The 15,387-nt window shown below is 60.2% G+C and carries 9 protein-coding genes; 8 read left to right on the plus strand and 1 reads right to left on the minus strand.

The genetic code is table 11. The features are described 5' to 3' along the window. Positions 1-120: 120 nt before the first annotated feature. The 6 genes from VGN82_RS12265 (at position 121) to VGN82_RS12290 (ending at position 11,713) form a co-directional block, all read left to right on the plus strand. Complete coding sequence (locus VGN82_RS12265) at positions 121-3,099, plus strand: AAA family ATPase (RefSeq protein ID WP_327527290.1); 2,979 nt, start codon at positions 121-123, stop codon at positions 3,097-3,099. Next, on the plus strand, positions 3,090-4,706 hold the full coding sequence (locus VGN82_RS12270) for a hypothetical protein (protein WP_327527291.1): 1,617 nt from the start codon (positions 3,090-3,092) through the stop codon (positions 4,704-4,706). The genes VGN82_RS12265 and VGN82_RS12270 overlap by 10 nt, the downstream gene beginning before the upstream one ends. A gap of 269 nt (positions 4,707-4,975) precedes the next feature. Next, the gene (locus tag VGN82_RS12275; protein ID WP_327527292.1) at positions 4,976-6,286 is read left to right on the plus strand and encodes a hypothetical protein; all 1,311 of its coding nucleotides are present in this window, start codon (positions 4,976-4,978) and stop codon (positions 6,284-6,286) included. A gap of 1,774 nt (positions 6,287-8,060) precedes the next feature. Then, the gene (locus tag VGN82_RS12280; protein ID WP_327527293.1) at positions 8,061-10,181 is read left to right on the plus strand and encodes an AAA family ATPase; all 2,121 of its coding nucleotides are present in this window, start codon (positions 8,061-8,063) and stop codon (positions 10,179-10,181) included. Between the two features lie 272 nt (positions 10,182-10,453). Continuing rightward, a complete protein-coding gene (locus VGN82_RS12285; RefSeq protein ID WP_327527294.1) occupies positions 10,454-11,248 on the plus strand; it encodes a metallophosphoesterase in 795 nt (264 codons plus the stop codon). A 21-nt stretch (positions 11,249-11,269) separates the two neighbouring features. Further along, positions 11,270-11,713, plus strand: a complete 444-nt coding sequence (locus tag VGN82_RS12290; RefSeq protein WP_327527360.1) for a DUF6634 family protein — start codon at positions 11,270-11,272, stop codon at positions 11,711-11,713. A 529-nt stretch (positions 11,714-12,242) separates the two neighbouring features. Here the strand turns inward: VGN82_RS12290 and VGN82_RS12295 are convergent. Beyond that, positions 12,243-12,371: a hypothetical protein gene (locus VGN82_RS12295; RefSeq protein ID WP_327527295.1), complete on the minus strand. Its 129-nt coding sequence runs from the start codon at positions 12,369-12,371 to the stop codon at positions 12,243-12,245. A gap of 336 nt (positions 12,372-12,707) precedes the next feature. Here VGN82_RS12295 and VGN82_RS12300 point away from each other — a divergent pair, with 336 nt between their 5' ends. Both VGN82_RS12300 and VGN82_RS12305 read left to right on the plus strand, forming a co-directional pair. Continuing rightward, positions 12,708-13,262, plus strand: a complete 555-nt coding sequence (locus tag VGN82_RS12300; protein WP_327527296.1) for a TnsA endonuclease N-terminal domain-containing protein — start codon at positions 12,708-12,710, stop codon at positions 13,260-13,262. Beyond that, complete coding sequence (locus VGN82_RS12305; protein WP_327527297.1) at positions 13,262-15,385, plus strand: Mu transposase C-terminal domain-containing protein; 2,124 nt, start codon at positions 13,262-13,264, stop codon at positions 15,383-15,385. The genes VGN82_RS12300 and VGN82_RS12305 overlap by 1 nt, the downstream gene beginning before the upstream one ends. Positions 15,386-15,387 lie beyond the last annotated feature (2 nt).

Genomic DNA, 15,387 nt, shown 5'->3' on the forward strand with positions numbered 1-15,387 from the left:
GTTCATTTGCAGGCGGCGAGTTTAAAGGTCTATTTTTGCATTGTGCAGACGGCACTGGCGGCGGCACCTCACTATCAGATATGCTCTGCTGCGCAGTAGCCGGCCGAATATGAAAGTAAAATGGCTATGTCTGAACCAGCTTTTCGCTTTTTGTTGCGCGAAAATAACCAACCATTCCATTCTTCTCGTTGCTATATTGTAGCAGACCCGGCGATTGACGATCGCAAGCAGTGGACACTGCAATTGGAGCCGCCAGCTAATGCGGCCTGGGTCTACGAGGTCGACGATATGAAAGACTGGATGCTGCACGGGCAATCCAAGCGGCAGATTATCCTCGACCGAACGAACCCGCGCACCCCGTTCCGAGATCTCGATAGAGATGAAGTATTTCGAGAGTATCTTCGTAAGATTGTTGAGAAAATTCCGCTTCAATACCAGCATCGACGCAAGTATGCACTTATGCCATCGATTGCAGACGAAGACGTCCGGACGCGGTATAAGGATGCAGTCGAAGCCGCTATTCCCGGCGTCACGGTCGTTCCCGAACCAGAAATGGTCGCTGAGTATTTCAGACTTCTCAAGCAGAATTTGGAGCTTGAGGTTGGCAAAAATAATGTAATTCTCGTCGTCGACGTCGGCGCCTCTACCGCTAATATGACACTGATCTTGAGTAGGCGTGACCGCACGATTGTGGGCATCGACACTAAGGGCACCCAACGTGACCTTCGGCTTCGCGCTCTCCGAGGCGACAGCGCAGGACATGCAGGCCGTTGGGTGGATATGCGCTTGGCCGAAATCTTGGGCGTCGGCGTATCGGACGCGGCTCTTCGCGAAATCGAGAAAGCGAAAGTGCGGGCAAGCCTGGGCGTCACCGGAGTCGAGCCCGAGACCTCGCCGAATAACCCGCCGCTGACGATCGAACGAAGTACGCTCTCGTCAGTCTCGGCGGAACTCGCAACCGAGCTACAACCTCTGTTCGCGAGGCTTTGCGAGCGCTTATACGAAAACCAAACGTCATCGGTGGACGCGAAGCGGAAAAGCGAGGGCCGCCTCAGCGAACTCGGTGTAAGTTCGCCCAGCGACGCCCACCGCCTGATCGACACGATTCTGTTGGCAGGTGGTACCAGTCTGTTGCCAGGGTTTGAATCGGCACTGCTTTCGAGGTTCTTCCCGGACGGCCATCGGCCCGAGGTGCTACGCGTCGGGAGCTCGTTTGCGATTGCCGCCGCCGCCGGAGGTCTCTCCCATATCCTGCGCAACTACGATCCGCCGCGACTTCACGAACCAAATGGCGCTGACAGGGACGTGTTCACAGCTCCACTTGAGAGCACGCTTCCTTACCCTCTCATGCTAGGTATTAAGCAGCCCGCGGAGCGCGAGCACCACGTTACGCTGCTTGATCCAAGTGATCGATTTGTCGACGATGGAGGGCGACGGCAAATCGAAGACCTGCCCGTCATGGCAAAAGGCGCGCTGCCCAAGATGCGGGTTGTTCCCGGAATCGCAGCGGGGGTCCAGGCCCGTCAGGGTCGAACGTTCAAAACCATGAGGGTCAAACAATCTCCAGGCAGGATGGAGCTCGATTGGGATCCGGCCCGGCAGCGAGCGACGATCTATTCGGACCAGGTAGAGGGAATAGGCCATCTTTGGATCGACGCCGGCACTCTTCGAAAGCGGCAAGAAGCCGCGCTCGATCCATTCGACGAGGAACTGCCTGCCAACGCGCTGGCGGTCGACGCGGCCGAAGATGTCGTACTTGACCTCGGAATGTCCAAAATCGTCGCCGTGACGGCCAATCGTGGTTGGATTTCCACCGAAGAACTGGAGCGGGTCATCCGCGAGGGTTATCCGAGTGATGCTGGCATATCCACGGATAAGGAGACCAATAAAAGTTCGGAAACTGAAATCGCTGCCGATCAGGATGGCGGGGAGACACCACGAAATGGTGCGGACGACATCGTCGTCGTGATGGTCGGGACAGGCGTCGGGGCGCGCCCCCTCGTAGACGCCGGCGCCAGCGAAGGAAAATCCTCCTACGGCAAAATTCTCGAAGCCGCGGTCTCCCCGGTCGTCGAACGTCCTTCATCCACTTTAAAGTTTGGAGCCGTAGCCAATTGGGGCGAGCGTGTCGTAGTCTCAGAATTCTCTCATGCGCTTGAGACCTTAAGGGATGCCGTCAGGGAGAAGGAGCCCAAGCTGCAATTCGACGATGTCGTTGTTGCATTGCTTGCCCTCGCGGTGCGTCCCATCGTACTTCTCGCTGGTCCGCCTGGTTGCGGGAAATCGACGCTAGTTCGTCTGATTGCGAGCATGTTAGGCAAGGAACGCGGGAAGAGCTTTCACGAGGTCGCGGTGCAAGCGCACTGGGGAGACGACAGCGCGCTGTTCGGCAATAAGGGCATGCTCGATGTTATCTGCAACGAATACGAGACTGCCCACCTCGTGATGTTCGATGAATTCAATCTCACCCGACCCGAATATTATCTGTCGCGGCTTTTCCACGCGCTCGAAAGCGATACTGGCGCCATATCCCACGACCAACGCATCGCCTCGTGCCGCGTCTTCGGGACGTTGAACATCGACGAATCGTCGCGCCCGCCCTCACCGAAAGTCATCGACAGATGCTTTCTGTTGGAGCTTTCGCAGGTCGCTTGGAATTCTGACGATCCATTGGAGCTCTCGGGGCTCCAGTCCCTGCCGACCCTTCCCGGCCTGCCCGAAGTCACGATCAACGCTGCCGGTTCCGACGACAGCATCAACTCAGTGTTAGATGCGCTTCATCTGGCGGTGCACAATCACGAGCTGCGGCATGACCTGCTCCCTTCACGCCGAGTTCTATCTGACATCAAGGCGTCTCTAAGCCTGCACAGCAGTTTGGACCTCCAGGGCAAAGAGCTTCTGGATCGCAACGATTTGGTCGATCGCCTCATCGCCAGTCGTATCCTCGTCAAGCTTGCGGGAGCATTCGATCAGCTCGGGCCAGCGCTCGATGCACTGGAAAAGGTCGTCGACGGCGTTGAAGAGCTGCCTAGGACACGTCGTCGACTCAAACTCGCGCGCCACCAGGCTCGTCTCGGGTTCGTTTCGCCGTGGCAGTAGAAGCGCCGATCATCCAGTCCGTGCGCGTTTGGGGGGCAGACGGTGTCGGCGTGGAATATCCCTGGAAGCCGGGCGTCTGGTACCTGGTACGAGACGATTTCCCCTACCTCGATATCCTCACCCGCGGGCGTAAGGCGTATGCCAAGGGCGATATCAAATTGGAGACCAGCGATGAGGTCTCGGAGGAAGGGACCCAATGGCAGCGCTGGAATCTTGAGCCGGAATTGGCGAGGCTGCGTCGACTCGGCGAGACCAGCCTTCCGCTGAACCTACCAAAGGACTGCGTGCTGCGCTGCTACGTCATCCCGACGTCGCTCATAACCTATCGCGACGTTGTCGCGATGGTGGAAGATATTGAGGATGAGCTCGGCTTTGCCGCGGCATGGGACATGCTGGCCGAACGGCCCGATCGATCATGGAGCCGACACGTCGGACACCTTCGCGCCAACATGCCTTCCGAAATCATTCGCGTCGTCGAGGAGGAGTTTGGCGCCGCGCTTTCGATACGACGTGATCCGTTCACCGAGCCGGGGCCTCGATCAAGACTTGGTGCTCCGCTGGCGGAGAACGCCCTCGTGTCGCATTGGGCCACGCGACGGTCGGAGCATCTTCGGGAGGCGGTCGACGCTACGGTAAATAAGCTGAAGGAACTAGAGGCACAGAGCGGCCGAAACAGTCCTCCGAAACGGCAGGAAAAGATCCAAGCGGACATCGCACGGTTGACCGCGATCAAGCACCGACTAGCTGAGTTGAGAAGCATCGTTGCAAGGCTCGTCATCGACATCGAACTTGGCATGCCCGTCTATTCGAGCCCACTCTTTCAACGCGATCACCGCCTTCGATTGCTCCTTCGAGTTTTCTCTCCTCCGACTTCGCAGGCGCTCTCCGAAATCGAGTCTCCAAGATCACATTATCCGCCCGTCTTTCTGAATCATCTCTGGGAGTTCTGGGGGGCCGTGTGGCTCGTAAAGGAGCTGCGTCGGTTAGGCTTTTCTGGTTTCTGCTCGACCGAGTCCGCAGAGATCTCAAGGGGGTGCTCGTGGCGGTTGTCGAAAGACGAGATCGTCGTAGAGTTGGATTTCGAGCCTGAGCCCGTTCTCGTTGACTACGATAAGCTCCCAGCCGCTCACGAGCGAAATGTCCCTGCGTTGGAATGGGCGGCCCTCCATCAAGAAATTGACGCCGAGCGTCCCTTTCTTGGAATGGAAGGGAAATGTTCACCCGATTATCTGCTGAGAATTGCGACCCCGGCACGAAAGTCGCTATTGGTCGGTGACGCGAGTTTGGCGAGCGCAAAGCACCACGGCAAGAAGCCTGATAAAGCTGATGCGAAGCCGTATGTCGTCGAAAGATACCGAAGGACGATAGGCTGGGCGGTGGATGATCGCGTGATCCGGTGTCATCCTCTCGGTGCGTTTGTCGTATTCCCGGCGCCCGCGATTGCCTGGGTGGATTTCGAGCGATTGCCTGGGGCGGCTGACTGCACGTTGCTATGTCCCAGGCCTGACGGGGACCCCGAGGCGAGCGGGCGATTGGAGAGCCTCCTGCTAGCTATCGCGCCGGAACTTCGAGGACAGATCGGTTCGAGCATCGACCGAACTGCTTGACCCTCCCGTCTTTGACCCAGCTACGTTTCGCGGCGGTGTCGCGAAGATGAGGAAGCGAAGGAGAGCCCGCTGGTACAAGACTGTTCGCTCCGACTTAGAACGAATCTCCGGAGAAACTGTTCGTCATCTTGGCCGGCCGCCTCCCGGCGGCATTGTAAAATCAGGCGTCGAACACTTAGCAAATGCCCTCTTGGCATCATCCCGACTTCACTTGCCGCCTCGCTTCGTCGAGATTGTAAGGCTCGGTTCAATTCGCCAGCGGGCAGGAAATGGACACGGAAACCACATCATCTGCCCTCTCTGGCATCTCACGCGAAGACCTGTACCAGCGCGTCTGGGCCACGCCGATCAACCATCTGGCCGACGAGCTCGGTATGAACCACTACCACCTCGCGCGCATCTGCGAGGCACTCAACGTACCTCGGCCACCTGCCGGGTACTGGCAGAAGAAGGCGGTGGGGAAGGAAGCGCCCCGTCCCGACCTGCCCGCCGCACTGCCCGGAGACCAAGTCCGCTGGGTTAGAGGCACGCGGCCCTCGGCGCCTCCAACGAAGCGCGTGTACCGCCGTATGGAGCGGAAAGCGGCCGATCGCCCTCAAAGGCCGACGCGCCATCCCATGCTGATCGGCGTCGAGGAGTCCTTCCGAAAGTCGCGCACCGACGAGCAAAACGAGTTCCTCCGGCCGTACAAGTATTTACTGCCCGATATCGTCGCGTCGGCTGACCGCCTCGCTGCCGCCCTCGACGTTGCGAACGAGATTTACAACGCCCTCGACCTGAAGGGGCATCGCGTAATGTTTGCGCCTTCTGACCAGGAGATGCGACGCATTCACGTCGATGAGCAGGAGGTATCGCGTAAAGACCGCAAGTATGGGCGCTATCAGACTGGCAGCATCTGGTCGCCGCGCCGTCCAACCGTCACCTACGTCGGTTCGATCCCCGTCGGTCTGGCGCTGACCGAAATGACCGAGCGCGTCACAATGCGGTATCTCGACGGCTCATATGTGCGTGAAGACAGCAAGCTGGTTCGCTCTGCCCGGCCTTGGCAGCTCACGCATTCCTGGACGACGGAGCAAGACCTACCCTGTGGCCGCTTTCGTTTCGTCGCATACAGTCCACTCGCGAACATCGACTGGTCGGCGAGTTGGCAGGACACACAATCGGCTGACCTTAAGTCACTAGTCCCTTCGATAGTCTCTCAGTTGCAAAGCTCCGAGGCGGAACTCCAAACTCTGATCGTTGCAGAGGAAAAGGCTGCCGCTCAGCGCCGTAAGGAGTGGGCCGAGGCACAGGAGAGATACCGCCGCCAAGAAGATCGTAGAGCTGTCGAGCGTGCTCTGGCAGACAGCAAGGAGCAGCTAGCGGAGATCATGGAGAAGTGGGCGGCTGCGACCGCAGTCGAACGCTTCTTTGAGGAGGCAGAACAGCGCCTTGAGCGGGTTGATGACGAGCGCCGGGCCCAAATTCAAGCGCGCTTGGCGTTGGCGAGAGCGATGCTGGGCGAGCACGATCCCCTTCAGTTTCTTTCAGACTGGCTCGCTCCCCAAGAAAGGTATCAATCCAAATATCCTCTAATTTAAGCAGTTGAGCCGAATGCCAGGGAAGGCCGTTTTGTGGTTCTAACTGTCACCGATCGCTTTGCTCGATATCAGGCGCCCGCGACGTCCGCTGCCAGCCAGTGACGCCCGTTCGATTAGCTCGCCATTCGCCTCGTCCGGCACTGGACGTGCTCGTGAGGACGGCATCCGTCCATCCGCGGCGGCCGCTCAATTGGACTGCCGGCCACTGCCGCTCGGTTTGACGAATCGATTTACGGTCACCGTATTCGAGTTGCGGCATCCAATAGTATGCAGAGATGGTGTAAAGCCAACACCGGCGCCTCGCTCCGTCGGATATGGGAACTGGCGAGATCCCTGACCAAGGCCCCTTGAGGCCAGCGAACTTGCCAATTCAACCGATAAGTCGTGTCGCACTTCCGGTGGACACGGCTTGTTTAGGTGTGCGGTGAAAAAGGATTGATCCAACGATTCTTGGCGAGCAAATTCATATCTGACACTATGGCGTCGCGCCGCGTCGAATGCTGTCGGAGTCGTTTTTCCAGGCTCGCGACCGCTCTCATGGCGGCTTATGCGAGAATGCGACCGGATGGATTCAGCAGCATTTCGGGCTGCCCGCGCGAAACTGGGGCTCACGGAGGTCGAATTTGCACGCACCTTCGGCGTGTCGCGTCGAACCGTGCAGAACTGGGCAGCTAAGGGCCCTCCCGACTATATCGCAGAGCTGCTGAGATTTGCGCTCACCTATAAGGTTTCACCTCCATCCGGCTCGACAAGCTCGCCAAATAACGCGGTTTTGCTTCCAGAAGCAGTGTCCTCGTTCGCCCCAATCCTCGAGGCAGTTCTGGAGGCAGCGCGGACTTCAGGCTGGCCGCTAGATGTCGTTCGCGCGGCGATTCTGCATTGGGCCGAAAGGCGCTGAGCCCCCTCACCCTCTACCTAGGCATCTCCTCCAGTTCCGGAGAGGACCGCACGTTAACCATAACGCCAAGTAAAACCGATCAATAAAAATTTAATGTTGAAAGCGCACATTCTGCGCCTCTATAATTTGCGTGTTCCTGAGATTGGTGTGCGTTCCGCCGCTGCCTTTTGGCTACCCAGTGCGGATCAGCGCCGCCCAACGTTGCCACTCAATGCCTTCCGCACTGCGCGCAAATTTAGCGCAGTGGCAACCGCTTCTGACACAGCTGTGGAGGTCAGCATGCCGGCACATTGTAGCATTCGCCACGCTCGCCGTCGGCCCTTCCGCGCCTCACGCGGTAACGGCAACAGGATCCGTGCCCGAAGTCATAAGCAAGCTCCTGGTCCAGCAATACTGCGGGAATCCAACCGTAGGTCTCTACAAGCATACTCGCCTACAGCGGATGTAATTGACGAGGAATTTGACGAACTAGGCTGCGCTCCAGAGCTACTATTGCGGATCGCGAACCAAACCTGATCCACGTAAAATGCGCAAAGAAGCACTCGCTTGGCTGCCTCCCCTTCAGAGCGAGCAGGCGCCGTCAGCAATCATTCAAAACGATAGCCTCTTGCTCGCAACAAGGGCGCGGCTCGCCAGTCACCCTGAACAAGCGAGCCCAAAACGCGCTGCTGGATAAGACCTTTTCGATCTTTCCTCCGAACCTGATCGGCAGCGGCAGATGCCTGACCGGCGCAAAGACGTTCGGTATCGCAGCAGCCGCGCAATCCGATCCCAATGCGACCATGCAGAACGAGCGCGGACGCTTGTGTGCTCCTGCAAAAGCCATCTGTCGAACTGCGCCCAAGCAAGCCAACCAGACACCGGAAGGGAGACACTATGCACCGAGGCAAGTCCAAATCCACATCAAAGAAACGCGGCGCTGCCTGCGCCGATCTGCTGGCGCGCGCCTACCTCGAAATCATGGCGAGGGAGGCGGGGGCAAAGATTAAACCGATGCTCCGTGGTAAGATCGACGAAATCGACCGCCTCATCAAAGACCTCGATGGTAACGTCGGTGATGCAGGCGTCACTCCGCTGCGCGCCGATCTCGCTGCCCTGACCATCCTGATTGCACGGGCTATTGAAGCGGAGCCAGGTCTGGCGCGCCGGCTGCGACGTGAAGCTCCTGTCGTAACCATCGGTACGCACAGCCCCCACTTCGTCGAGATGGCGAAGGAGGTTGTCCAGAACTGCGTGTTGCCTGCTCAAGCCCGTGTCCTTGAGACAGGGGGGATGACTGTCGGCTACAGCACGCGAGCTGTGATCGTAGCACGGGATGGCACTGCAAAAGAGGACCGCCCTGAGAAGGGCAATCGAGAAGTCGTAACAGCACTTCAGCATCGCATCCCGATCGTGGGCATCGCGCCGGATCCTGCTCGCCATTTGCCTCAGGCGCTGATGCGAACCGTGGAGTATCGGCTATCTCTCCCATCCCTCGATCAAAGTGCCATTGCCCTTCTCATTGAAGCCGTGACCGGTCGGCCCGCGACGCGCGACGTTGATCCTGATCTTGTCCGCTTGATGGATATCGACGATCTCCCGCTTGCCTTCAGGTCGGGACGAGCTGGAGACAGCTGTGTCGACGCCCTCGAGGAGCTCGTCCGGACGAAGGGAAATTATCTGATCAGCGGCCCTTCGCTCGAAGAGCTCCCCGGCTATGGCGAAGCAAGGGAATGGGGCCTTCAGCTGGCGGAAGATCTGGCAGACTACAAGGCCGGCCGGCTCGACTGGGCCGATGTTGACCACAAAGGCCTGCTACTTTCAGGAGCGCCAGGCACCGGAAAGACGCAATTCGCTCGCGCCTTAGCCAAGCAGGCACGCGTTCCGCTGATCGCGACCTCGGTTGCTCAGTGGAATGCAGCGACGTACCTGTCCGGGACGTTGCAGGCCATTCGCGATGCCTTCGGCCAAGCACGCCGTCAGGCGCCAAGCATTCTTTTCATCGACGAAATGGACGGCATATCGGACCGTTCGAAGCTTCGGGGTGATCACGTCGAGTACTGGAGCCAAATCGTCAATCTCGTGCTCGAACAGCTTGCTGGCATCGAGGAGCGGCAGGGTGTGGTCGTGGTTGCCGCCACCAACCATCCAGATCGAATCGACCCGGCGGTAAGAAGGGCCGGACGGCTCGATCGCGAAATTCAGATCCAGAAACCAGGCACTGCGGTGCTCGCCGAGATCTTTCGTTTTCACATTGGCCGCGAGGTTCTTCCCGAAGAGGACCTCGTTCCCGTAGCGTTGGCGGCACGGGGAGCAACAGGCGCCGACGTGGAGGCATTCGTCCGCCGCGCCAAAGGAACGGCCCGGCGCGCCGGTCGAAACGTCACCCTCGATGACCTGATGGCGACCGTGGCTGAGAACGTGCCGGTTCTGCCACCTCAGGACCGCTGGCGCATAGCTGTTCACGAGAGCGGGCACGCATTGGTCTCCCGCGCGCTGAATACGGGCACGGTCTGGGGGATTTCGATACACACGCGAGGCGGGTGCTTCGAATTTCAGAGTGAGCTTACAGGATCCGCTACGTTTGACCGCCTGCAGCGAGAGATCTCGGTGCTTCTCGGCGGTCGCGAAGCGGAGCGCCTCGTCCTAGGCGAAGTGAGCATTGGTTCGGGGATGAATCTCAATTCCGATCTAGGGCGGGCGACGGGGTTCGCCATTCTGATCGAAACGCAGTGTGGGATGGGTCGGCTTGGCAGAGCGTATCTGGCGGAGGTGACGGGCCTCGGCAGTTCGCCAGACCTCCACACCGCAGTGAATGCGCAGCTCAAGGATGCAGAAGAGCGGGCCGCAAAAATCCTGGAGCCGCAGCGGGAGACGCTTGTGGCATTGGCGACCGCTCTCGATCGGCGGGGCTATCTGTCCCGTGCCGAAATCGAAGCCATCATCGGCGAGAGCTGGTCGGCAGGACAGACGGCTGTTGGCGAGCCGCCGGCTCCGGAACTCGCGAGTACAACATGATGCGTCTCCAAGGAGACCGCGAAAGCGAGGCATCGAACCTTTCCGAGAATGGAGAGGCAATCCTCCTCGAGGAGGTCCACGCCTTAGCGGCGAGCCTGGGTGTCGAGCCGGAGCGTGCGATACGCGCGCTCTCGATGGTAATTCGAAGGCGCACCGCTTTCGAGCGCCTCAAGCGCTCGGCCAACGAGCCCCTGCGCGGCGTCCATCGCTAACCGAATTCTCCCTCTGACAGCCAAGAAGGGTTTCATTCCCTTCCAGCAAAGGAGCTCGATATGCGCCTGCTTGTGATGTCGGATCTGCATCTGGAGCTCACTTGCTTCAGCTTTCCGGACGATATGCCCGAGTTCGATGTCGCCGTATTCGCGGGCGACATAGGGTGCCCATTGGCGGCGACGATAGAATGGATCGAGCGCAAGCGTCGTGGGCCATTGCGCGGCCGTCCGGTCGTGTTCGTGCCGGGCAACCACGAGTTTTATGGCACCGAGATCCATGGCGCGCTGAGCGATGGTCGCGCCCGGGCCGAACGGTATGGAATCCATATGCTCTCGCCAGGCGGCGTTGAGTTAGCTGGCGTGCGCTTTGTCGGATCGACGCTCTGGACCGACTACCGACTGTACCACAATCCGCGCAGTGCACAGCGGGCGGCTCTTCGCGAGATGAACGATCACAGGCGGATAAAGATTGGCGAGGGCGAGCAGTGTCGACTCTTCAAGCCTGAAAACGCAGCCGAATTCCACCAGCGCGACCTCTCGGAGATGATGCGGCTTCTCGCTGAGCCGTTCGGTGGACAGACCGTCGTGGTGAGCCATCACGCACCTCATCCGAATTCGGTTCAATCAATCTATGGCAACGACCCCCTCGCCCCAGCATATGCATCTGATCTGACGGAGGTGATCGAGCGATATCAGCCGGATCTATGGATCCACGGCCACGATCATGGATCACACGACTATTTCGTCGGGAAGACACGCATTCTGACTAACCAGGCTGGCTACGTCATGCACGGTGGCATCCGAGAGAACCAGAGCTTCGACCCCCGGCTGATCGTCGAGGTCGGAGCGAAATAATTGCGGCTTCGACGAAGCAATGTGGTCCCGCGAGCGCAGCCGTCGCTCCCGCGAGCTCGCGGCCGCCTGCGATTTGCGCGAATCCCCATTCATTTCGCGAGGAGACCGTCCACGCGAACGCTGGAAGAGAAAGAAGCGTCAGCGATCGCTGACTTGCGGCGGCTTAGAGACGGCTGGCTGCCGACGGACCGAGATCTGACGGCGGCTGTCGTTATCGAGCACTGGGAACTGGCAAGAGTTCCCGGATCTGGCCAGTTCCCAGTGCTCTGGGGCTTTGCAATCGATCACCCGCGCTTGGGCAGTCGGTTAATCCGGACAAGCAAGGTACTCTGGATCAGCGAGGGCAGTACCGTCGCCCGGACATTCAGCCGCTGGTATCGGTTGGGCGCGCGCAAAAGGGCTACGACAACGCGAGCCTCCTTCGCAGAGCTAGAAGCAGACGAGCCCGGGCCACAGCACCGCTAGTGCGGCACTCCGAGCAGCGATTTTTCTAAGCCTGTTCCTCGCCCGCGTTGCCGTGACTAGTAGTTCCGCAACGCCGGGGCGAACCGGCAACGGGCCATCGGCGCTACGCAAAGTCCCCTGGAATCGCGGGCACTCCCCCTGAATCGAGCGCCGCAACAAGGAAATGGTGGATAGCCAGGGAAAAAATTTCTGGCTCAGGGCATCTCGTCACACGATACGGTCCGGCGCGCCTAGCACGTTGCGAATGACGATCGTCAAATCAAATTTCTGCAGATCCTCGAGGCACTTGCGCCAGTCGCGGGGTCGACCACCCGTTGCGCTACGGAGCGGGCGCACAAACCGTCAATCGCTGATGTCAAGTTCGAGCCAGTTATCAACAGCTTCCAATCCACCAAGGATTCGCGCTTCGGCGGCCTTATCGGCTGTGTGTCGGAATCGACGAATTCAGCGACATCGCCCATAGCTATTGTCGCTGAAGCAACGAAATTTCGCGGCACCAGCAAAGTAAACAGACAGTTATCGCGGAGAGCTAGACCCGAACAGCAACAACAATTTCCCAGCGCAAGAACGCGCCACCCAGACCGAATTCGATCCAAAAGGCAATACGCATGAAGCAAATGCGTAGCTGACGCTGCGCGCCCAAAAACGACGAGGTCATTCAGCTCGATCCTGAAGCCCTCGAAACCGACCCACCTCCATTCGAGGCCTAGGAAACCTTGGAGGCAGGTCGTCAACCGAAATCAGCTTGGGGCCAACCCGGGTCTGTCACTGAAAGCACTTTGCGGTTGTTTCCGCAAGAGGTGCTTCATCGGACAGAGCGGGATCGCGGTCTCACGCCCAACGACCGGAACTCGAAAAAGTGAACATCCCTTCGAACTCACCGGTGCCGATCTGGCACCCCCCGGGCAGCTCAGTCACCTCTCGGCATGTCCATGGAAAAAGCCGCGGCGCGTGCCGCCCGTCCGTAGTCGGCGGCGCCACGCCACGGGAAATCATGTGCGAAAGCGGGCTGGAAAAGAAGGCTGCGCATTTCCTCCTGACCCATCCCACGGTCGCCGATCTGAGGGAGCAGCCGCCCTCGGTCGCATGGGTTGACGCTGCGGGCCAGAAGCACCGCCACACCTTCGATTTTCTCGCTACCCTGAAGGATGGCCGTAAGCTGGCCGTGGCGGTCAAGCCGAAGGCTCGCGCGGAGCGCCACCGCCTCGGCGAGGTCCTCGGGATGATCGCGACCCAGCTCCCGCGCGGTGTCGCCGACGGCGTGCTCCTGATCACCGACGCCGATTTGCCGCGCGACGTGGTCCACAACTCTGTGCTCCTGCATCACGCTCGTCGGGCGCCGGACCCAGATCTCGACGCGGCTGTGCTCTCGCTGGCTAGGGCGACCTCGGTCACGACGATCGGCGCGCTGGTCCACGAGAGCGGACGTGGCGGAGACGCCTTCCGCTCCGTCGCGCGGATGATCGCCAACGGCGTGATCTTCATCGTTGGCCAGTCGCGCATTGGCTACTCGACCCAGGTTACAGCCAATGCTGGGGAGGCCGCGTGATGAACGTGTACATCCCCAAGTTCCGCATCGGCCCCACTGACCGTCTCAGCATCGACGGCATCGAGTACCGAATGCGCCAGTCCCTGCCCCATGGCTATGTGCTCGCCCGCGTCGATGATCCCGGCGTGCTCGAAGACTTCAGCCATGAGCGGCTGAGCCTTCTGTCGCAGACATCGAGATTTGGGTTCGATCGCGGCGCGTTCGACGTTGCCGCTATCGCAGCTCGCTTGGAAAGTGACGCGGATATCGTCGCGGATATCCCGATCAAGGAGCGCGAGATGGTTCTGGCGCGCCGCTATTATGCAGCGGCGTTCCTCAAGCTGGAGGCCGAGAAGAAGGCGACGAGGTCCGACGCCTCGATGAAGCTGGCCATCGAACAGATCGACAAGGCGTATGTCGTTGCTAGTCAGAACGAGGAGGCCAAGCGCAACGACGACGGCGATCTCATCCCGGTCCGCCCGGGAAACAAGAAGGCGGCGCTTTCGATCAGCCCCCGCACCCTGAGAAAATGGGTGAAAGCGTTTGAAAATGCGGGGCTGCGCGCGACGGCGCTCCGCTGCGGATACCGACGCAGCGGCGACCGGATCACTCCCCGCCTCGATCCGGCGATCCGGCGTATGCTTGCCGAATTCGCCCTGCTCTATGCATCGGAGAATCGCCCCACGATCCGTGCAGTGTACGGCAAGCTCCTGGCAGCGCTCGATGTGATCAATCGCAACCGCGTCGCGCAGGGCATGCCGGCCCTGGCCGCCCCCTCCTGCAAAAGGCTGGGCGCCGAGATCAAGGCGATGCCGGAGTTCGACGTCTATGCCGGGCGCCACGGTCTGCCGGCGGCGATGAAGCGCTTCCTCATGGTGGCGAACGGCCCCGATGTGGAGCGCCCATTGCAGCGTGTCGAGATGGACGAATGGAAGATCGACCTGATGACGCTGCTCGACGACGCCGGCATCTTGGAGGGATTGTCGCCGGAACAGCAGGAAGAGCTCAAGAAGAAGCGCTATTGGGTCTGCGTGGCCATCGATGTCGCCACACGCATCATCCTCGGCATGAAGGTCGCGGCGGGGGTCAGCGCCGAGTTGGCGATCGAAACGCTGGAGATGGTCGTCACGCCGAAGCGGCGTTATGCCGACGCAGTCGGAGCCGGTTGGCATTGGGAGCATCACGGCAGCCCGGAATGCATCGTCCATGATCAGGGCGCCGCATTCATGTCGGGGGCCTTCCGACGCACGGTCATCGACCTTGGATGCGATCCTGACGCTCCGCCGGCCGCGCTGGCTTGGCTGCGGGCGACCATCGAAAGGTTGTTCCGCACGATGAAAGACCAGACACTGGCGCCATTCACCGGGCGTACGTTCGGGTCCGTCGATGCCAAGGGCGACTACAAGCCGGAGGAACGAGCAAGCCTCACCGTCACGGAACTCTGCCAGATGCTGGTCCGGTGGGTCGTGGACGTCTACCACAACTCGCCGCACGCGGGGCTGGGCGGCGAGACGCCGGCCAACGCATGGTCGCGCCTGGTTGGCAAGTTCGGCATCATCCCGGCGCCCGATCGCCACGTGCGCCGCGCGATCTTCGGGATCGATCTGAACCGGACTGTGACGGCCAGGGGTGTCCGATGCCTGGGGCTGTTCTACAACTGCCTCGAGCTGCAGGCCCACAGGCGCCATCACGGCGACGTCGACATCGAGGTGAAGCTCGACCCTGCTGACCTTGGGCACGTGTCTGTGCGCCTTGGCGCGGGATGGGTCACGGTCCCGTGCATGCGCACAGGCTTCGATGACGTGCCGACCGACATCTGGCTTGCGGCATCCAGGGATCTGAGGCGCCGCTACGCGGCCGAGGCGAAGCTGACGGATGCAATCGTCGCCGCAGCGATCCGCGACGCCTGGGAGATGGCCCGCAAGGCCCAGATCCGCGCAAACATCCAGGCGACGCGCCCGAGCCAGGAAGAACTCGATAGGCTCGAACAGCAGGTCGGTCTCGGCTTCGCCTCGCCGGAGGACCTGAATTCCGCGCCTGCGTCCGCATCCATCGACCTGATGGCCAAGGCGATCCCTAGCGGCAAGCCGACTTCGGCGGTGCCGCAGTCCGCTCCCTCACGCATCATTAAGCCGAAGGCCTGAGC

The sequence above is a fragment of the Allobosea sp. genome, from assembly GCF_035999205.1.
In the GTDB taxonomy this organism is placed as follows: domain Bacteria; phylum Pseudomonadota; class Alphaproteobacteria; order Rhizobiales; family Beijerinckiaceae; genus Allobosea.